The sequence below is a fragment of the Streptomyces sp. NPDC058773 genome (assembly GCF_042746015.1).
GTDB lineage: Bacteria > Actinomycetota > Actinomycetes > Streptomycetales > Streptomycetaceae > Streptomyces.
Genome location: NZ_JBHYPE010000009.1, coordinates 1 through 17412 on the forward strand (window position 1 = coordinate 1; position 17412 = coordinate 17412).

Below are 17412 nucleotides of genomic sequence, written 5' to 3' on the forward strand. Positions count from 1 at the left end.
CGCGGCTGGCGGTACGACGCCAGCTCCTCGGGCGGCACCCAGATCTGGCCCGACAAGAAGCAGGGCATCTGGAACTTCCCGCTCCAGCAGATGCCCTTCCCCGGCCACTCCTTCGAGGTCCTCTCGATGGACTACAACATCATGGCCAACCAGTCACAGGCCTCCACCAAGGCCCCGCCCGCCAACTACCCCGGCTGGCGCAAGCAGGCCACCGACGCCTACATCGGCGGCTTCCAGCGCGCCTACGACACCAACCGCGCCCCCTTCTTCGTCGGCAACCACTTCGAACAGTGGAACGGCGGCATCTACATGGACGCCGTCGAAGAAGCCATCAAGCACATCACCGACGAAAGACACAAAGACGTCCGCCTGGTCTCCTTCCGCCAACTCTGCGACTGGCTCGACGCCCAGGACCCCAAAGTCCTCACCGACCTCCGCCAACTCGGCGTCGGACAGAAATTCACCGGACGCAGCTGACGGCGCCGCAGGGTTCGGCAGGCCTCTGTCTTTGGTGAGAGGCGGCTCGCCCTCAAGGAGCAGGGAAACCCGCCTCCAGGCCCCCGATAATCCGTGGTATGTCACCCAGCACCCCGCCGCCCGCCGATCACCGCGCCACCCGAAGCTGCTTCGCGGGGCCCGGGGAACAAGGGCGGTGGCTGTGGTGGCGGGCCGCGGGCGAGGCGCTGCTGGCAGGGGCGCTGGTGATGCTCGTCCACAAGGCGGAGACCGGGGTCGACGGCAGGCTGGGCGGCGCGCTGCCGGAGCTGGGCGTCATCGGCATCGTGCTGGTGCCGGCGCGGCGCCGGTTTCCGGTGGTCTGTGTTCTCGGGCTCGCCGCGCTGATGGGGGCAGTGCCCTCGGTGGGCCTGCTGACCGCGGTGGCCTCGTACACCGCGGCCCGGCAGGCGGGGACGCCACGGCGGCGGGTCGAGGTGCTGCTCGGGGCGGCCGCCCTGGCGATACTGGTCGGCGCGGTGTTCGCACCCGAGCTGGGGGTGGGCAGCAGGCCGTTCGGCCTGGCGCTGGGTGCGGTACTCGCCGTCACCACGGTCGTGGTGCCGGGGCTGGTCGGAACGGCCGCGGGGCAGCAGGACCGGCTGCTGCGGGCGTTGCGGGAGCGGGCGGCCGCCGCCGAGGAGGCGCGGCGGCTCGCGGACAGTGAGTCGCGGCTGCGCGAACGGTCCCGGATCGCCGCGGAGATGCACGATCTCGTCGGACACCGGCTGAGCCTGGTCTCCCTGCACGCGGGCGGGCTGGAGATGGCGCTGGGCAAGGAGGCGCCCGAACTGCGGGACGAGGCCGCGGTGGTGCGCCGGGCCACTCGGGACGCGATGCAGGAACTGCGGGAGGCGCTGGGCGTCCTCGGCCCGCTGGAGCGCGGCAGCGGCGCGCTGACCGATGCGACGGGCACCCGCGCGGACATCGAGGCGCTGGTCGAGGAGTCGCGCAGCGGCGGAATTCCCGTCGAGTTCACCTGGGAGGGGCCCGATGTCGATGCCCGGCCGGCCCGGGTGCGGCGGGCGGTGCACCGAGTGGTGCTCGAATCGCTCACCAATGTCCACCGGTACGCGGCCGGGGCCCATGTGAGCGTCCTCGTCCGCCACACCGACGAGCAGGTCGCGGTCCAGGTCCGCAACGGCGTTCCGCCCACCCGGCCGGCCGCCGCGACGGGGCTCGGCTCCGGGCGCGGGCTGGCCGGGCTGCGGGAGCGGGTGGCGCTGCTCGGCGGCTCGCTGGAGGCGGCAGGGACACCTGGTGGCGGCTTCGCCGTGGCGGCCGACATTCCCGCTGCCCCCGGGGCCGGCGGGGAGATGACCGGGGCCGGGCCGGCGGAGGAGCGGCCGGGCGCCGCCATCGAGCAGCCCCGCCGCGGGCTCTCCGCCCTCCAGCGGGGCCTGTCCGTCGCCGTGACCGGGCTGCTCGGCCTGGCCGGTGTGAGCGTGATGATGCTGCTCGGGGTCGCGATGGTGAACCACTCACGCTATGAGATCGCGTACGAGCGCCGCGAACCGCCCCGGCTGGGGATGACCAGACAGCAGGTGGAGCGCGCCGTGGCACCGGACGACGACGGGGCCCGCGCGGCCGCAGCCGGTCGCGAACCGCCGCGACCGGCTGCCACCACGGACTGCATGTATCCGTATCCGGGCGGGAAGCCGGAGGGCGGACGGCTGGAGATCGTCCGTTACTGCTTCCGCGCCGACATTCTGATCGCGATCAACCGATTCACGGTCCCCCTGGTGACCGAACCGCCCCGCGAGAGCAGGAAACATGACTGACCACACCAACTCCCGCCGCCTCGGGGCGAGTTCCACGATCCGGGTGCTGCTCGTCGATGACGAGGAGCTCATCCGCCACGCCATCCTGCTGATCCTCCGGCACGCCGACGGCATCGAGGTGGTGGGCGAGGCGGGCAACGGCGAGGAGGCCGTCCGGCTCGCCGCCGAAAGCCGGCCCGACGTGGTGCTGCTCGACGTCCGTATGCCCGTACTCGACGGGCTGTCGGCCATCGAACCGCTCATCGCCCTGGCGCCCAAGCCGCAGGTCGTCATGCTCACCACCTTCGGCGACGAGGAGAACGTCACCCGCGCCCTGCGTGCGGGCGCCACCGGCTTCCTCCTCAAGGACGAGGGGCCACAGGAGCTGATCCGCGCGGTACGGGCCGCGGCCGCGGGGGACGCGGTGCTCTCCCCCGGCGTCACCGGGGCCGTCATCCGGCAGATGCTCAGCGGCGGCGGGCCTGCCGTCCCGGACCGCAGGGTGGTGGGGCTGACGGACCGGGAGCGGGACGTGCTGGCCATGCTCGGCGAGGGGCTGTCGAACCTGGAGATCGGCGAACGGCTCGGCATCGGGGTGGGGACGGTCAAGACCCATGTCGGGTCAATCCTGGGCAAGACGGGGTGCGGCAGCCGGGTACAGGCCGCGCTGCTGGCGCATCAGGCCGGACTGATGGACTGACGCGCCTTGCCGGACCGATGGGCTGACTCCCGGCCCACGAGGAGGAGTTGAGGCCCGCGCGGACCTCCATGGACGCCCTTGAGCCCGGGGGAGACACAGCTGTCTTCCCCGGGCTCGGGCAGGTCGATCAGGCCGGCTTGTGTTCCGGAGCCGGGGCGCTATTGGCGTCCAGAAGATCGCGGAAAGTGTTCATGCACGGCGAGCAATAGCGTGCCGTGGGGTCGTCCTCCTGGTCCGACGGCCGGGGGCCGTGGGTTGCCAGCTTGCGGCCACACAGTGTGGAACGGGCATCGTGCTTGGCCATGACGTGCCACACCTGTCCTGAGCTGCCGGTCGTCGAGGGGCCGGCGCGCATCTCGTACATGGGCCTCTCCCTGATACTGGTGGGGGCTGGACGGCAGGAACTATCCGCCTCCAGCGCCGTGGGAACGGTTCCCTCCGTTGCTCATGGAACACCGGGGCACTCAGCTGGGCCATCGCGGAAGGGCCGGTCGGGTGAACCGGTGTCGGACCGCGTTCGGTCGCCGGTGGCCTGGGGAAAAGATACGCGCCGCCGAGTGATCCCCCACGTCACGGCCGGTTCACGGTGTCGGGAGGGTGGACACGGACCGTGATGCCGACAGCGGGCAGGGCGCGGCTACCCACGCGTACGGCGCCGCGGGTGTGGAGAGCCACAGCGACCCGGCGGTGGCTCCGGGGCCACGTCCGTCACCTGTCACCTGTCACCCGCCGCTTGCCGCCCTCACCCGTCGGCGGCCGTGACGGTCCCGGTGACGCGCAGGGCCTTCTCCGTGTCGAGGCCGAGGCGGGCTGCCCGGCCGTGCAGCACGGCGTGCGTCCAGCCGGTCGGCGCATGCGCGACGATCGCCTCGACCACGGGTCTTACGGCCTGCTCCACCATGCTGTGCTCCCGTGCTTTCGCTGTTGCCGAGCGTGATGACAGCGACCACTGACAACGGGACCAGGGCCGTCTGCACGCACCGCTCGTCGAGCGGTGGGAAGGGAGTGAGACGAGGTTCCGCGGGCGGAGCGGCTGCGCTCAGGGGCCGCCGCGGATGACTCGGCGGGCGGCCTTGAGCCAGCTGGTCTTCTGGGCGGCGAGCTGGCGGAACTCCGCGGCGTGGCTGCGCACCACTCCGTCTTGCAGCCGGGACTCCGCCGTGCCCCAGACGGACACGAGACGGGTCTCCTTCTTGCACCGCACGTCCGCCTGTGCCGCCGCGATTTCATGGCGGGAAGGCCGGGGGGACTTCGTCCAGCGGTCCTCGCCGGCGGCGGCGAGCGGATCCGCGTAGCGATGTCCGCTGCGCCTCATGCAGGCACTCCAGGAGCGGACGGCGGATCGCACCTCGCGATCCTGCTGGGATGCCGTGAATTCGTCGCGGATGCGCCGGTTGAACAACGCCGTGCTGACCTTCGGTACGCCGCGCAGCAGCTGAGCATGGGCCTTCTTCCAGCATCCGCTGACGCCGTCCTTGCCGTACGCGGCGAGCTGCGCGGCACGGGGCATCCTCTCCCGGGCCCGCCAGATCTTGTCCCGTCGAGCGGTTTCCGGCGTGGCGGGCGGCAGGTGGTATCCGAACCGGCGGGCGACATCCGGTTCGATCACCCCGTAGCGGCGTCGTTGTGGCGGGTCCGGGTCGACGGCGCCAGGTTGCGGCAGCGCGATCCATCCCTGCCCCTTGGCCCGCATACAGCCGCGGATCAGGACGTCTTCGGCCGCTTCGATGATGTGGACATCGGGGCCGGACAGCGCGTAGGTGTCGAACGGCAGGACCAGGCGGCGTACTTCTGCGGAAGCCGGCGGCACGGCGGGAATCCGCGCGCTGTGCCGCGGCGCGGACGGCACCACCCCGGACGAACACCCGGTGACCAGGGCCAGCAGAGCCAGAACGGCGGCGATATGACGGAAGGGCATGGGGGGCCTCACTACGCACTGCGGCGGCGGTGGGGCGGCCGCTGCCGGACGCCCCACCACACTGCTCTGCTACCGGAACGTCACGCAGCTGGCCCTGTTGTCGAAGCCGTTGTTCGACAGGTCGTTGTCGGAGCTGTGGGCATTGGAGTAGTAGTGCGGCCCGACGCAGCTGCCGGGGTGGTCGCTCAGCACCACGAAGTGGGACGTGGTGTTGTTGACCGAGCTGGTGCCGTTGTCGATCGTGCGGCCCTTGTGCGGTCCGCTCAGCCAGCGGTTGTTCCGCAGGTCGCGGTCGGAGCCGGTGACATAGGCGTATCCGCCGTGCCGGTCGTCGTCCTTGAAGAAATAGAACTTGGCGGCGTTGATGCCCACTTCGGCGTGGGCGGCGGAGTCAGCCGCCGCTGCGCTCGTCGACGCCGGAGTGGTCGTGGCACCCGTGCTGGTGGCGCCCGCGGTGGCTGCGCCGATGCCGATCAGTCCCGTCGTGCTCAGTGCGGCCGCGGTCACCGTCCGCACGATGTTGCGCTTCATATGTTCTTCTCCCCCTTGAATCAACGGTGTTGCCGACCTGGGCGGGGAGCCTTCCCGGTCACGGAACGCCCCCTCCTCCCCCGGGCACTGCCCGGCGTCGGAGTCGATTCAAGCACTTGTGGCACAGCAGGTACACAGGATTCGAAAAGGTTCGAAAGCGCGGCGGTCACGGATGCGGGTACATGCAGATGAGGCGGGCGTGAGGCTCGCCCGGCCCGGCCTCGTGCCATCAGTCCGGGTCACTCGCCCCAGTACTGGGTGTACCCCTCGCGCAGTGGGCCGCCGAGCAGGTCGAGCAGTTGCCCGACCGCGGCTGCCAGGGGAGCGGGATCGCCGCGTTCGGCCACTACTTGATGGCCGTCCAGCAGGGCCTTGCCGCGTTCCGGGTCCGCGCTGAGCAGTCTGCGGGGCAGCCATCTGCCGATGCCGGTCCAGGCACTGTGGTGAGCGGTCAGCAGATGCGCGGCCTCGCGCAGGGTGGAGTCGGCGAGGGAGAGCTGTTCGTAACGGTCGGCGGGCTGAGTGTCGATCAGATCGTCCATGAAGCAGGTGAGGAGGTAGCGGCCTCGTTCCCACTCGGCCGGGGTGAGCGGGGGCGGGCCGGACGCGAGGACCGCTCGCGCCTGTGCGCGGGCGCGGGACACATGGCCGTGCGGATCCATCAGGGTCACGCCCTGGTCGTAGAGGAAGAGGACGGTGCCCCGGCGGCGGGCTCTGTCCCATGCGAAGAACTCCGGGAGGTCAGCAACGGTGTGCAAGAACATCTCGGCCGGCCGGCCCTCGTGGCGAATCACCTCACGGCGGCTGGTGTCCGAGTCCGGAAGCAGGACGGCCACATCCAGATCGCTGCTCGGCGTCGCGCGGCCCTGGGCGGCCGAGCCGCCGAGTGTCGCGCCCAGAGCGTGCGGGTAGCGGCTCGCGACCAGGCGCAGAGCCTCGGCTTCCAGTGACGGCGGATTGGTCATGGACAGTCATCGTGCCAGCCCCCGGCGGGGCGAGCCATGCTCTGCCTGCACGCCCTCACCGCTCAGCGCAGATCCAGGCCGAGTTCCTTTTCCAATACGGTGGCCTGTTCCGGTGTGGCGAAGACGTAGTAGTTCTCGAAGTTGGCATCGCTGAGGTGCACATAGTCGACCAGGTAGAAGCGGCGCGCATCGTCAGCGGGGTCGGGATCGAGATGGTCCATGAACTCCATGATCGCCAGTTGATCGAGGTACTCGCCCGACTGGTGCTCGGTCAGGGGCCGCCTCGTACCCCGTCCGTCGACGCCCGAGTGACACCATCCGTTGGACACGCCCACCTCGTCCGGTCGGCTCCACTCCCCCACTTCACGGAAAGGCGGTTCCCGATGGGACACGTCACGCAGGACGCCTGGGACGCCCATTACGGAGAAGGCCGCTCCTTCCGGCCCCTCGACGACGCCGAACGCGCCCTGCTCCGGGAACTCGTACCCGCACCGCCCGGCGGCGGCCACGCCCTGGACCTGGGCTGCGGACCGGGCGAACTCGCCCGCCACCTCGCGGCCACTGGCTACACCGTCGACGCCGTCGACTACGCGGCCACGGCCCTCGCCATCGCCGGGCAGACGCCCTCGACACAGACACAGACAGAGACACAGACATCGGCATCGGCATCGGGCACCGTGCGATACCTGCAGTGCGACATCGAGCGGGACTCCCTCGCCGGGCTGCGCTCCTCGTACGACCTGGTCGCCTTCCGGCTGAGCTACGCCTTCATCGGCGACCGCACCCGGATCATGTGCCGGCTGCGCGAGCGGCTGAGCCCCGGCGGCGCGGTCGTGGTCATCACCCCGGTCGCGACGGCGGTGCCGGCCGACCGTCGTCCTATCGCGCTCGACGAGGAGGAGATCACCCTGCTGACCGGCGGCTGGCAGACGGTCGAACGGCGTGACGCCGCAGGGCTGGCGTTCATCGTGCTCCGCGACCCCGCTCCGGCCCCGGTGGCCTACCACGGCAAGGGACGCCCGTCCCCGCACGCCTTGACCGGTGCGGGCGTCGTGGTGACCGATGACGCGGGCCGTGTGCTGCTGGGCCGCTCTCTGAAGGGGACGTGGGAGTTGCCCGGCGGCAAGAACGACGGCGACGAATCGTTCGTCGCGGCCGCCGTACGCGAACTCGAGGAGGAAACCGGCCTGCGGGCGAGGGAAGCCGATGCGCGGCTGCCGGCGATCCTGATGGACGCCGTGGACGGCATGCCCCGTGTGACCGCCGCTGTGCGCGTCGTCAACTACCGCGGCGAACCGGCTGTTCGGGAGCCGCACCTGATCCACCGCTGGGAGTGGCACGACATCACCGACCTCCCGACGCTGACGGCCGACCTGTTCACGCCCAGCGCCCATGTCCTCGATACCGTCTGGCCCGGCCTGCTGCCCGGCTTGCCGCCTGTCCATCGGTATCCACTCAGCTGACGGACACGGCCGGAAGTCCGGCCCAGCGGAGCCCACCCACTGCGCCGGCCGGTGAGTGTGGCACGAGACGGTCGCCGAAGCCCGGCGGCGACGCGAGGAGTGCCGGGCCGAAATGCCGGGGTACCAAGCGGAGTTGGGGACCGGGAACGGGCGGCACGAACCGTCGTTCAGGTCGTCGGCGACCTCGCCGTCCCCGCGCCCCCCGATCCCGACCCCGATGCCGAGAGGAACCGCCTCACCGCTCCGCACCGCCCTCACCGGAGCGGCCGGCATCGCTGACCCGGCCTGGGACATCATCAGCGGAATCCTGCCGTTGTGGGGGTCGTGGTCCAAGGGCTCGTGATCCGAGGCTCGTGATCCGAGGTCCGAGGTGCGAACTCCGTGACCCGTGCGTTCCGTCCACCGGCGCATCAGGCGGACGGGGCCGTGTCCCTCGGTTCGGACCGGGGGACACGGCTCAAGGAGCCGGGGCTCAGGGTCGGTTCAGGTCCCGGGCTGGATGACGCGCGGCGTCAGTCGCTGACTTCGCCGGTGGCGAAGCGGCGTGCCTCGCGCCGGCCCGCGTAGCGCTGCTTGCGGTTGTCTTCCCTGATCATCCGCTGCCGTTCCTTGATGCAGGCGCGCACCTGGCAGCCGGCGCAGCAGGTGCCGCCGAACAGGAGCATGCTGGGGTCTTCCCACCGGCAGCGGGTCTCCGGGGCCTCCTGCGTCGGGTGCGGCGGCAGGTCGCAGGGACCGTAGCGGTGATCGTGGATCGCGCGGGGGCTGTGCTCCGCGTGGCGCACCCACAGGGGCTTCGTCTTGTCCGTACGGGACATCTCGTTCCTTCTGGAACCGCCGCCCGGGCTCCCCGGACCTTCCGGGCGGGCGGCTAAGTTCGGAACTTCATGGCCACACGCTCCTTCGCTTGTCCGCAGTACCTGGCACCTCACCGACCCTCAAGGAGTCGGCTCGGACGGCACTGTAGGGCACGTTGAATGAGGGCGAAATTGCTTTTCGGCCCCCTCAGGGCTGTCCCGTGTTCCCTTAGCGACCGAGAGCCTTGCGCAGCTCCTCCTTGGTCATCTGGGAGCGGCCGTCGATGTTCTTCCGCCGGGCCTCCTCGTAGAGCTGGTCCTTCGTGGGGCCCTGCGGGCCGCTGTGGGAGCGCTCGCCGCCGCGCTGAGGGGCGGATTCGGGGTCGCGGAGGGAGACCTTGCCGGCGGACTTCGCCTCGCCGGAGCGGGCGCGTTCCTTGTTGACCGTGCGCGCGGCGATCTCCTTGGCACGCCGCTCCGAGACACCGTGCTCCAGCGCGTTCTGCTTGATGTGCTCGTACTGCCGCTCACGCTTCTTGTCCGAACCTGCCGGCATGCTGCCGCTCCTTGATCGAGTGGGCGTCTTGCGTGCTGAATGTCGGGTACCCACAGCCGGGCGCCTCCACGGGCGGCGGCTGTGCCTCTCTCACTCCACTCCCAATGGGCCCCGTGCGCGACACGGGAGCGCCGACCAGGCAGCGACGGTGCGTCCGAATGGTGGAGGCGGTGGGGCGCCGCCGCGCGCTGTCGTGGGCGGGCGGGTGCGGCGGGCGGACCGTAGCGTGAGGAAGCGGAGCCGGTGGCCCGGCGAAACGGAGGGAGGCGAGGGCGCTGTCAGGGATCGATTACGCGGCACTGTTCGCCGCGACGCCGAGCCCTTACCTGGTGCTGGGACCGGACCTGGTGATCGTGGAGGTCAACCAGGCCTATCTGGACGCGACCCGGCGGACCAGAAAAGACCTGATCGGACGGCATGTCTTCGATGCTTTCCCGGACAACCCCGCCGACCCCGACGCCGACGGCGTACGGAACCTCAACGCCTCGCTGCACCGGGTCCTGGCCTTGCGGGAGCCCGACACGATGGCTCTGCAGAAGTACGACATCCCGGTCATGGGCCGGCCCGGGGCGTTCGAGGAGCGCTGGTGGTCCCCGGTCAATACGCCGATCGTCGGGCCGGACGGGACGGTGGCGTGGATCATTCACCGGGTCGAGGACGTGACCGCGTTCGTCCAGTCCCGCGCCGGACGCGACCAGCCGCCGACCGGGCAGCTCACCGAGCGCGAGGCCCTGGAGGCCGAGCTGTACGCCAGGGCGCGCGAGCTGCAGCGGCTGAACGAGGAGCTGCGCCAGGCCCACACCCGTGAGCGTCAGGTGGCGGTCACGCTGCAGGAGGCCATGCTGCAGTCACCCGATCTGGCCCGGCACAGGGATGTCGCGGTGCGCTACCTGCCGGCCGCCGGCTCGCTGAACGTGTGCGGTGACTGGTACGACATGGTCGATCTGCCCGACGGCCGCTTCGCCGTGGCGGTCGGTGATGTCGTCGGACACGGGCTGGAGGCCGCCGCGGCCATGGGGATGCTGCGCAGCGCCCTGAGCGCCGCGATCCGCGCCCTGGAGCGGCCCGCCCAGGCGCTGGAGGTGCTGGGGCTGTATGCCCGGTCGGTCGAGGGTGCTCTGAACACCACCGCCGTGAAAGCGCTGGTGGATCCCCGCAGCCGCCTGATCATCTACAGCAACGCGGGCCATCCGCCTCCGGTCCTGGTGCACGCTGACGGCAGTCATGAGCTGCTGAACCAGGCCACCGATCCGCCGCTGGGCGCCCGGCCGCAGCACGTGCCCCGCCCGCAGGCCGGGGTGGCCTACAGCCCCGGGGACACCCTCGTGCTGTACACCGACGGGCTGATCGAACGCCGCGACGAGGACATCGACACCGGTCTCGCCCGGCTGACCGAGGCCCTCAGCAGCTTCCGGGCGCTGAGCCCGGAACGCCTGGCCGATGCCCTGCTCGCCCACCTCGGGCTCACCGGTGGCGCCCGCGATGACATCGCCTTGATCATCACGCGGTTGTGACGGCGGCTCGCCGTTCCGTGAGCGCCCGGCCCCGGGAGGCGCACCAGGTCAGCGGTCGGCGATGTCCTCACGGAGGCCGTCGGAGAACTCCCACCACGACAGGGGGAGCCAGTCGCCGTTCACGAAGGCCTCGACGGTCGCACCGCGGCCACGGACAGTCACCGTGGTGCCGGGCGGATACGTGGTGCCGGACAGGCCGGGCACGGGGACGAGCAAGGTCCCGAGTCGCTGTGCTGCCATGTGCCGCCCTCCTCTTGCAGCAGATCAAGGACCAGACGGAGGGCGTCGGCACGGACCAGGGCGTGGACGCCGTCGGCTACCAGGCGATGGCGCACGACGCGGCACACGAGGAACCGGCGACCGTGCTGAACTCACTGGTCGACACGGTCCGGGCCACGGGTGCGCCCGGCGTACCGGGACTGTGCGTTCCGGCGGACCCGGGCGGGCCGGATGAGCAGTCGAAGCACGGCATGCTGCTCGTCTCGATCGGCAAGCTCTTCGAAAAGGGCCTGCGGATGGGTACGGGGCAGTGCAATGTGAAGCGTGATAACCGGTTCCTGCGCGACATGATCATCGAGGGCCGGGCCAAGCCGGGCTTCGTCGTCTCGCATGATCTGCCCCTGGATCGAGCTCCCTCGGCCTACGACAAGTTCGACAAGCGCATCGAGGGCTACACAAAGGTCGTGCTGCATCCGTGGAACGCGCGGGTGATCGCATCGGCCAAGTGGTGCGGGAGCAGGGCTTTTCGGCGCTCCGTTACGTTCTCATCATGTTCCGGGGGATAGACCATGACATAGGGATCCAAGCATGACCGCATGACCACGCAGGCATCCATCCGTGGCCGATGTCTACTCTCCTGTGCACTCCGGGCGCCCCTCCTTGCGGGCCGAAGGAAGGCCGAGACATGAATGCGCTCTGCCTTCGACGTGTGCAGATCTTCCTCGCGGTGGTGGAGTGCGGGGGATTCTCCGCCGCCGCGCGGAAGTTGTATATGAGTCAGCCGTCGGTCTCCAACCAGGTGCGACGCCTGGAATCCTCGCTGCAGGCCACGCTCGTCGACCGGTCCGGTGCGCGTGTCCGGCTCACCGCCCAGGGTGAGGTTTTCCTGTCGTACGCCCGACAACTCCTGCCTCTCGCCGAGGAAGCGTTGGCCGCCGTGCAGTTGACGCCGGCGTCCACCACGCCGCGGCTGGTGGTGGCCACCACCGACGATGCGGCCTCCTCTCTGCTCCCGGCCGTTCTCGCCCGTCTTTCCCGTCGCATTCCCGCCCTCCGGTGGGACATCCGCTCCGGCAGCACGGAGCAGGTGACGCAGCAACTCCTCGATGGTGCGGTCGGCTTGGCACTGTGTGATACCGAGCCGAATGTGCCGGGGCTCGTCGTTGAGCCCGTGCTGTCCGAACGGCTCGTCCTCGCCGTGCGCAGCGGACATCCGTTGGCCGGCCGTCGCGCCACGGTGAACGACGTGGCGGCGGAGCGCCTGCTGTTACGGGAGAGCGGCTCCGTGACCCGCCACCTCCAGGACGCCGCCCTGGCCCGCTGGACTGTCCAGCCGGCGGACCAGGCGGAGGTGTGGGGAAACGAAGCGCTCAAGCTCGCGGTGTCCAATGGGCTGGGAGCGGCTCTCCTGTCCTGGCACTGCGTGGCCCAGGAGGTGCAGGACGGGCGACTCGCGCTGGTCGACCTCGTTCCACCGCTCCCCTCTCACCGCATCGTGATGGCCCACTGTGCCGGTCGGCCATTCTCTTCCGTGGAAGAGGCGTTCACCGAGCTCCTCTTCAGCCTCGAGGAATTACCGAATCCCTGATCCGGCGCCCTCCTATTACGTGTCCACGTCACTCCGATGACGATGATTCAGGATGCCGGGGCGACGCATCCTGACTTTGGCTATCGCTCTCCATAGCCAAAACGGGGGTTCTCGGCCAGGAGACCTGCCGCAAACAATGGGACCTGTCACACCGTCACCGAGCCGCCAAGAATGAGGGCGTCCCGGAAGCGGTTGGGCAGATGGACAGTTCTCCTTCGCTGTAAGTTCCCAGAAAGGACCGCTTCGTATGAAGAAGCGCAGCATAGCCCTGCTCGGCCTGGCCACACTGGCCGGTGCGTGTCTGCCGATGGGAGTGTTCGCCAGCACTGCATCCGCGGCGTCGGGTACTCATGTACAGATCAAGCAGAACGCCGCCATCGCCGCGACCACCTGCTACACGTTCATAGGTGCCGAGGACAAGAACTACTGCAACATCTCCCGCCCGATGGGCGACCAGCTCAACGTGGGAATCCCGCCGAACACCACGCAGGTCGTGATCGACCTGAAGACGTTCCCCTGGGAATCCCCGGCGGACAGCATCGCCTTGAACACCGACAAGGACCGCTGTGTCGAGGTGAGCGGGACGGCCTTCAACGCGAAGCTCCTGGAAACCGGGTGCTGAACCCGACGGCTTCGGATTCTGCACACAACTCCTGAGCAATCAGCTCCCGTTGCGGAGAAAGCGAGATAGTCCCATGTCCTTCCGTTACCGAGCAGCAATTGTCGCCGCCGGTTCGGTGATGGCGCTCGCCGTCGCCATTCCGACGGCGTCCGCGGCCCCGCAAGACATCAACGGCCACACCGACAACTGGCTGAACGAGGGCAGCGCGTCCGTCACATACGACAACGGCACCACGCTCACCCGCCAGTCCGACGTCCTGGAAGCGCTCAACCAGTGCGGCAGCCTGGGCGTGTCGTGTGCCTCCACGACGACCGAGGACGCCGGCCAGGTCACCAAGTGGTATGACGCGGAGAACACCGATCTGGGCACCGGACCGATCCAGAACTGCGGCGCCGCCGGAAACGACATCACCCAGACCATCACCGCACTGCACACCTTTTCCTGGGGGTGGAACGTCGGCGCGAGTGTCGATGTCACCCTGGTCAAGGACCGGCTGGGAATCGGGGCAAGTGCGGGCTTCACCCAGTCCCACACCGAAACCAGCTCGGGCGCGGTGGGAATCACCGTGAAGCATGGCCAAAAGGGAATGCTCAAGATGGGGTACGACATGGACCGCAAGGTCACCGACGTGTCGATCCAAGGCGGGAAGTTCGGTGGCGCCAAGATCACCGGACTCCGTACGGAGACTCCCATGCCCGGCGGCAAGCGCGTGGGCCAGGACATTGTCCCGTGCGATTCCCAGCTGTTGAACGGCCGCTGAGCTTCCGCACCATCAGAAAGGTTATCCCGTGCGTATTTCCAAGCGATCCCTGGCGTCCGGCACCGCGACTCTGCTGCTGGCGCTCGGCGGTGCAGCCGTAACGGCGACGCCCGCCGCAGCCCAGGACACGGCGCAGGCCAACGGGCACATAGGGTTCTCCAACAAGGGCTGGTTCCTTGCCAAGACCTGCTACAAGTGGCAGGGATCGGCGACTCCCGACAGCTGCGATGACAACAAGGCCATCGGCACGGACTGGGGCGTGGACATTCCCGCCGATGCCACCGGCGTAGAGGTCACCGTGCTCGTCCACGGACAGGCAATTGGCGACCTCGAAGCCCCCCAGATCACCGACCTCAAGGCAAATCACTGCTACGAGCTGAACGGTTACACCTGGGGCCCCACCATCACCGAGAAGAACTGCTGACCTCCCTCTCTGTGAGGGAGGGATGAGGAAAGGAATTTCAGCGTGCGCGCTGTCAAGAAGTCGATGTCTCTCGCCGCCATGGTGGGTATGGCCCTGATGGGCACGGTCGCCGCGGCGCCGACCGCTTCCGCGGCCTCCGGCAACTACATCCAGTTCAGCAACAATTCGGGCTTCCTGGTCGACACCTGCTACCAGTGGCAGGGGCCGGACGGCATCGAGGCCAAGAACTACTGCCACACGTCCAAGCCGGTCGGACAGACCTGGAAGGCGTACTTCCCCGAAGAGGCAACGGGGGCCACCGCCACCGTGACCTTCGCCATGGGCAATGGCGGCGCCAAGGAGTACCTGTACGACCTCACTCCCGACTCGAGCCACTGCTTCCAGACCACCGGTCTGTGGCCGAACGGCGGCGAGGTGCTCCGCACCAACTGCTGACCCCGGGCTCGGGGGCCTGCCGGCACCGTGTCGGCAGGCCCCTTTGCAGCAGTGCGCCGGACGCCTTACTTCACGTCGAGGAAGTCGCTCGTGGAGGTCACCGACGAGGCCGTCGACGTACCGGCGAAGACGTAGCGCCAGGAGCCGTCGGAGGAGGCCTTCACGGTGGTCCTCAGGTTGCCGCGGCTGTCCGACCTCACGGTCTTGACGGTGCTGTAGCTGCCGGCGCCCTTCTTCCGGAACTGCAGCCGCACCGACTGCTGGGTGTAGCCCGCGTAGGAGTCGGTGTCCCAGTTGGCACGGGTCAGGGCGCCGGTGACCGTGACGGTCCTGCCCTTGGCCACGGGCTCCGGCGCGGCGTTGGTGGTCAGCCGCGAGGCCCGCTTCACCCAGGAGGACTTGTAGGTGTCCTTGGTGATGTAGTCGCCGTCCTTGCCCACGGCGGACGCGAACACATGCCAGCGGCCGGCGAGGATGTTTCCGTAGACGGTGGACTTCGGGTCGGCAACGAGGGTGACCGAGCAGGTGGCGGTCGTGGAGTTGACCGACTTGCAGGTGCCGTGGTCGACGTTCGGCGTCATGGCTCCGTCGACACCGTTCTTCAGGTCGGTGCCGTGCCACAGGAACGCATAGCCGTCGTAGATGCCGGCCGGGTCGGTGGCGGTCACCGAGACGGTGTACGTCTTCTTCAGGCTGGTGCCGACGACGATGTCCTTGCCGCCGTTGACAGTGACGTTCGAGATCTTGGTGTCACCCCGTCCGTCGTCCGCCACGACCTTGGTGGACGCCTCCGGGGCGAACGACGAGAGCTGCGCCCTGGCGGCACGGGCACCCGGGGCATCCACGGCCTGGGCCGCAGGGACGGTGAGGGCGGAGAGGGCCAGGGCGCCGGAAAGTGCGGCAACAGTGGCTCGAGTACGCATGTATTCCTCGAAAGGCAAGGGGACCCGCGGCGTGGGACACGGCCGACGGGACCCGAATCGGTCTGGAGTCCGCTGACTCCGCAGACCAGACCTCGAGCGGATGTGAATGGTTGTACACCGACGTGTAGTTTTGGTGAACACCCAAACACCCGCCCACACCACCCCGTTGCTCACCCCCCGCCCGGCAGCACCGCCCCCGCCACCAGTGTGCGCAGCGCGGCCAGTGCCTGCTGCGGGTCGACACGGTCGGGGGCCAGTAGCCACTGCTGGTGGATGCCGATGCCGGCGCCGATGATCGTGGCGGCCAACGTTTCAGCGGACAGGCCGGGTGGCAGCGGCAGCCGCTCCAGCCGGCGCCGGCAGTGGTCGCGCAGGGTGTGGTGGATCTCGACGTAGCGGCCGTGGATCGGTGAGCCCGGTTCCAGCGCCTCCACCAGCAGCGTGACGAAGAGCTTGGTGGTGGGCTGCGCGAACAGGGCGTCGGCGCCCTGCATCAGGTTGTCCAACCCCGCCGCCACTTCCGCCGGCTCCATCAACTCCGCTGACTCATCCGCGAGTTCGTCGCGGATCAGACCCATGGAGCGTTCGAGGACGGCCAGCAGGAGGCCCTCCTTGCTGCCGAAGTGCCAGGGGATCGATCCCCGGCTGATGCCGGAGCGCTCGGCCACGTCGGCGAACGTGGTCTGCCGGTACCCCTTCGCCGCGAACAACTCCGCCGCCGCCCGGAGGATCAGCTCGCTGCTCTCGTGACTGGTCTGTTCTCGTCGCGTTGTCACGCCACCCCCTCTATGCTGGCAACAATATTCTATGCTGACCAACACAGAGAGCCCCACGGGAGGTTGCTTTGCGCTTCGTCACCTCGGTGCTCACCCACGCCAACGGCGACCACACCCACGGCGGGCAGCTGCTTCCCGGCTCGGCGAGCATCATCGCCGCCGAGGGGACGGCGCACGAGATGCGCCCCGAGCTGGCGCCCGAACTCACCGCTGCCCTGCAGGTCATGGACCTCGGGCCGATGCTCACCCCGTATTTGCCCGGCCACGGCCCGGTGACGGACGCCGCCGGAATCCGCGCCGTCCGCGACTACTTCCGCCATGTCGTCGAGCAGGCCGACGCCGCCCACGCCGAGGGCCTCGACTTCCAGGAGGCGGCGTTCGGCGTCGATCTGGCCGAGTACGCCGGCTGGCTGGACGCCGAGCGAGTCGTGGTCAACATCTACCGGCGCTACCGCGAGATCCGCCCCGACCGGCCCGAGCTGGACAGATTCACCCTGTTCGGCCTGATGGCCGAGTGGGACAGCCGACGGCAGTCACCGGACCACGGTCCGCGGGCCGCACGGTCGCTGAACTGATGGCCCAGTGGCGGGACCTCCGAATCGCCGGCCCACTGCCCCCACCACCACACCACCCACCGTTGAGGAACACCACGTTGAGGAACACCGAGGAGAGCATCATGAAGGTTGGAATGGTAGCGAGCCACTATCCGCACGCCGCTCACCGCGAGGAGTTCATCTCCCGCGTCCATCAGGTCCGCGAGGCCTTTCTGCGGACACCGGGCTGTCTGTCGGCCGACTGCTGGGTGTCCGCGGACGCGGTGATTTCCGTTGTGCAATGGGAGTCCGAGGAGGCCTCCGCCGCCTCGTTCGCCGCCGTCCAGACGGCGGGACTGGACCTCGCCTACGACGAACGGGAAATCCGCCCTCGCGAGATCGTCCGGCTCGCGGCCTGCTGAACAGGCCCCAC

23 protein-coding genes and 2 pseudogenes are annotated in these 17412 nt (G+C 69.2%); 14 read left to right on the forward strand and 11 right to left on the reverse strand.

All coding sequences use genetic code 11. The features are described from left to right. From ACFW5B_RS10535 to ACFW5B_RS10545, 3 genes and pseudogenes are all read left to right on the forward strand, one after another. Window positions 1-477 (forward strand): annotated as a pseudogene (locus tag ACFW5B_RS10535) (hypothetical protein); the annotation flags it as partial. 98 nt (window positions 478-575) lie between these two features. Continuing rightward, window positions 576-2276: a sensor histidine kinase gene (locus tag ACFW5B_RS10540; RefSeq protein WP_386436349.1), complete on the forward strand. Its 1701-nt coding sequence runs from the start codon at window positions 576-578 to the stop codon at window positions 2274-2276. Next, complete coding sequence (locus ACFW5B_RS10545) at window positions 2269-2955, forward strand: response regulator (RefSeq protein ID WP_386436352.1); 687 nt, start codon at window positions 2269-2271, stop codon at window positions 2953-2955. Before ACFW5B_RS10540 ends, ACFW5B_RS10545 begins: the two co-directional genes overlap by 8 nt. Window positions 2956-3082: 127 nt before the next feature. Here ACFW5B_RS10545 and ACFW5B_RS10550 read toward each other — a convergent pair whose 3' ends face one another. From ACFW5B_RS10550 to ACFW5B_RS10575, 6 genes are all read right to left on the reverse strand, one after another. After that, a complete protein-coding gene (locus ACFW5B_RS10550; protein ID WP_386436355.1) occupies window positions 3083-3319 on the reverse strand; it encodes a hypothetical protein in 237 nt (78 codons plus the stop codon). A gap of 378 nt (window positions 3320-3697) precedes the next feature. Then, window positions 3698-3856, reverse strand: coding sequence for a hypothetical protein (locus ACFW5B_RS10555; RefSeq protein ID WP_386436358.1), 159 nt, complete (start codon window positions 3854-3856; stop codon window positions 3698-3700). Between the two features lie 138 nt (window positions 3857-3994). Further along, window positions 3995-4873, reverse strand: a complete 879-nt coding sequence (locus ACFW5B_RS10560) for a hypothetical protein (protein WP_386436361.1) — start codon at window positions 4871-4873, stop codon at window positions 3995-3997. A gap of 69 nt (window positions 4874-4942) precedes the next feature. Continuing rightward, the gene (locus tag ACFW5B_RS10565) at window positions 4943-5404 is read right to left on the reverse strand and encodes a hypothetical protein (RefSeq protein WP_386436364.1); all 462 of its coding nucleotides are present in this window, start codon (window positions 5402-5404) and stop codon (window positions 4943-4945) included. A gap of 239 nt (window positions 5405-5643) precedes the next feature. Then, window positions 5644-6369, reverse strand: a complete 726-nt coding sequence (locus ACFW5B_RS10570; RefSeq protein WP_386436367.1) for a nucleotidyltransferase domain-containing protein — start codon at window positions 6367-6369, stop codon at window positions 5644-5646. Window positions 6370-6431: 62 nt separating this feature from the next. Continuing rightward, complete coding sequence (locus tag ACFW5B_RS10575; protein WP_386436370.1) at window positions 6432-6698, reverse strand: hypothetical protein; 267 nt, start codon at window positions 6696-6698, stop codon at window positions 6432-6434. Window positions 6699-6752: 54 nt separating this feature from the next. On the opposite strand from ACFW5B_RS10575, the gene ACFW5B_RS10580 reads away from it, so the two are divergent. Both ACFW5B_RS10580 and ACFW5B_RS10585 read left to right on the forward strand, forming a co-directional pair. Beyond that, entirely contained in the window at window positions 6753-7832 is a 1080-nt protein-coding gene (locus ACFW5B_RS10580; RefSeq protein ID WP_386436373.1) for an NUDIX domain-containing protein, read from the forward strand. A gap of 217 nt (window positions 7833-8049) precedes the next feature. Beyond that, entirely contained in the window at window positions 8050-8175 is a 126-nt protein-coding gene (locus tag ACFW5B_RS10585; RefSeq protein ID WP_386436376.1) for a hypothetical protein, read from the forward strand. A gap of 169 nt (window positions 8176-8344) precedes the next feature. Here ACFW5B_RS10585 and ACFW5B_RS10590 read toward each other — a convergent pair whose 3' ends face one another. Together ACFW5B_RS10590 and ACFW5B_RS10595 are read right to left on the reverse strand one after the other, a co-directional pair. Continuing rightward, on the reverse strand, window positions 8345-8650 hold the full coding sequence (locus ACFW5B_RS10590; RefSeq protein ID WP_386436379.1) for a hypothetical protein: 306 nt from the start codon (window positions 8648-8650) through the stop codon (window positions 8345-8347). A gap of 208 nt (window positions 8651-8858) precedes the next feature. Further along, complete coding sequence (locus tag ACFW5B_RS10595; RefSeq protein ID WP_386436382.1) at window positions 8859-9185, reverse strand: plasmid stabilization protein; 327 nt, start codon at window positions 9183-9185, stop codon at window positions 8859-8861. Window positions 9186-9460: 275 nt separating this feature from the next. On the opposite strand from ACFW5B_RS10595, the gene ACFW5B_RS10600 reads away from it, so the two are divergent. Next, entirely contained in the window at window positions 9461-10699 is a 1239-nt protein-coding gene (locus ACFW5B_RS10600) for a PP2C family protein-serine/threonine phosphatase (protein WP_386436869.1), read from the forward strand. Window positions 10700-10747: 48 nt separating this feature from the next. Here the strand turns inward: ACFW5B_RS10600 and ACFW5B_RS10605 are convergent, their stop codons facing one another. Beyond that, window positions 10748-10939 carry a hypothetical protein gene (locus tag ACFW5B_RS10605; protein ID WP_386436385.1) on the reverse strand — a complete coding sequence of 64 codons (192 nt, stop codon included), beginning with the start codon at window positions 10937-10939 and terminating at the stop codon, window positions 10748-10750. A 14-nt stretch (window positions 10940-10953) separates the two neighbouring features. On the opposite strand from ACFW5B_RS10605, the pseudogene ACFW5B_RS10610 reads away from it, so the two are divergent. The 6 genes and pseudogenes from ACFW5B_RS10610 to ACFW5B_RS10635 all read left to right on the forward strand — a co-directional run. Continuing rightward, a pseudogene (locus ACFW5B_RS10610) lies at window positions 10954-11394 on the forward strand (aldehyde dehydrogenase); the annotation flags it as partial. A gap of 233 nt (window positions 11395-11627) precedes the next feature. Continuing rightward, entirely contained in the window at window positions 11628-12506 is an 879-nt protein-coding gene (locus tag ACFW5B_RS10615; RefSeq protein ID WP_386436388.1) for a LysR family transcriptional regulator, read from the forward strand. Window positions 12507-12753: 247 nt separating this feature from the next. Further along, the gene (locus ACFW5B_RS10620; protein ID WP_386436391.1) at window positions 12754-13128 is read left to right on the forward strand and encodes a hypothetical protein; all 375 of its coding nucleotides are present in this window, start codon (window positions 12754-12756) and stop codon (window positions 13126-13128) included. Window positions 13129-13201: 73 nt separating this feature from the next. Then, the gene (locus ACFW5B_RS10625; RefSeq protein WP_386436394.1) at window positions 13202-13888 is read left to right on the forward strand and encodes a hypothetical protein; all 687 of its coding nucleotides are present in this window, start codon (window positions 13202-13204) and stop codon (window positions 13886-13888) included. A gap of 28 nt (window positions 13889-13916) precedes the next feature. Then, the gene (locus ACFW5B_RS10630; RefSeq protein WP_386436397.1) at window positions 13917-14312 is read left to right on the forward strand and encodes a hypothetical protein; all 396 of its coding nucleotides are present in this window, start codon (window positions 13917-13919) and stop codon (window positions 14310-14312) included. Between the two features lie 42 nt (window positions 14313-14354). Beyond that, complete coding sequence (locus tag ACFW5B_RS10635) at window positions 14355-14747, forward strand: hypothetical protein (RefSeq protein WP_386436399.1); 393 nt, start codon at window positions 14355-14357, stop codon at window positions 14745-14747. A gap of 65 nt (window positions 14748-14812) precedes the next feature. Here ACFW5B_RS10635 and ACFW5B_RS10640 read toward each other — a convergent pair whose 3' ends face one another. Both ACFW5B_RS10640 and ACFW5B_RS10645 read right to left on the reverse strand, forming a co-directional pair. Beyond that, the gene (locus tag ACFW5B_RS10640) at window positions 14813-15670 is read right to left on the reverse strand and encodes a calcium-binding protein (RefSeq protein WP_386436402.1); all 858 of its coding nucleotides are present in this window, start codon (window positions 15668-15670) and stop codon (window positions 14813-14815) included. 170 nt (window positions 15671-15840) lie between these two features. After that, the gene (locus ACFW5B_RS10645; protein WP_386436405.1) at window positions 15841-16446 is read right to left on the reverse strand and encodes a TetR/AcrR family transcriptional regulator; all 606 of its coding nucleotides are present in this window, start codon (window positions 16444-16446) and stop codon (window positions 15841-15843) included. A 68-nt stretch (window positions 16447-16514) separates the two neighbouring features. On the opposite strand from ACFW5B_RS10645, the gene ACFW5B_RS10650 reads away from it, so the two are divergent. Beyond that, window positions 16515-17021 (forward strand): hypothetical protein, encoded by a 507-nt coding sequence (locus tag ACFW5B_RS10650; RefSeq protein ID WP_386436408.1) that lies wholly within the window; start codon window positions 16515-16517, stop codon window positions 17019-17021. A gap of 101 nt (window positions 17022-17122) precedes the next feature. After that, window positions 17123-17401, forward strand: a complete 279-nt coding sequence (locus ACFW5B_RS10655; protein WP_386436411.1) for an antibiotic biosynthesis monooxygenase — start codon at window positions 17123-17125, stop codon at window positions 17399-17401. Window positions 17402-17412: the final 11 nt, after the last annotated feature.

Coding starts and splice junctions, on each gene's coding strand:
- ACFW5B_RS10540 (WP_386436349.1), top strand. CDS start 576: ATGTCACCCAGCACCCCGCCGCCCGCCGATCACCGCGCCACCCGAAGC.
- ACFW5B_RS10545 (WP_386436352.1), top strand. CDS start 2,269: ATGACTGACCACACCAACTCCCGCCGCCTCGGGGCGAGTTCCACGATC.
- ACFW5B_RS10550 (WP_386436355.1), bottom strand. CDS start 3,319: ATGTACGAGATGCGCGCCGGCCCCTCGACGACCGGCAGCTCAGGACAG.
- ACFW5B_RS10555 (WP_386436358.1), bottom strand. CDS start 3,856: ATGGTGGAGCAGGCCGTAAGACCCGTGGTCGAGGCGATCGTCGCGCAT.
- ACFW5B_RS10560 (WP_386436361.1), bottom strand. CDS start 4,873: ATGCCCTTCCGTCATATCGCCGCCGTTCTGGCTCTGCTGGCCCTGGTC.
- ACFW5B_RS10565 (WP_386436364.1), bottom strand. CDS start 5,404: ATGAAGCGCAACATCGTGCGGACGGTGACCGCGGCCGCACTGAGCACG.
- ACFW5B_RS10570 (WP_386436367.1), bottom strand. CDS start 6,369: ATGACCAATCCGCCGTCACTGGAAGCCGAGGCTCTGCGCCTGGTCGCG.
- ACFW5B_RS10580 (WP_386436373.1), top strand. CDS start 6,753: ATGGGACACGTCACGCAGGACGCCTGGGACGCCCATTACGGAGAAGGC.
- ACFW5B_RS10585 (WP_386436376.1), top strand. CDS start 8,050: ATGCCGAGAGGAACCGCCTCACCGCTCCGCACCGCCCTCACCGGAGCG.
- ACFW5B_RS10590 (WP_386436379.1), bottom strand. CDS start 8,650: ATGTCCCGTACGGACAAGACGAAGCCCCTGTGGGTGCGCCACGCGGAG.
- ACFW5B_RS10595 (WP_386436382.1), bottom strand. CDS start 9,185: ATGCCGGCAGGTTCGGACAAGAAGCGTGAGCGGCAGTACGAGCACATC.
- ACFW5B_RS10605 (WP_386436385.1), bottom strand. CDS start 10,939: ATGGCAGCACAGCGACTCGGGACCTTGCTCGTCCCCGTGCCCGGCCTG.
- ACFW5B_RS10620 (WP_386436391.1), top strand. CDS start 12,754: ATGAAGAAGCGCAGCATAGCCCTGCTCGGCCTGGCCACACTGGCCGGT.
- ACFW5B_RS10625 (WP_386436394.1), top strand. CDS start 13,202: ATGTCCTTCCGTTACCGAGCAGCAATTGTCGCCGCCGGTTCGGTGATG.
- ACFW5B_RS10640 (WP_386436402.1), bottom strand. CDS start 15,670: ATGCGTACTCGAGCCACTGTTGCCGCACTTTCCGGCGCCCTGGCCCTC.
- ACFW5B_RS10655 (WP_386436411.1), top strand. CDS start 17,123: ATGAAGGTTGGAATGGTAGCGAGCCACTATCCGCACGCCGCTCACCGC.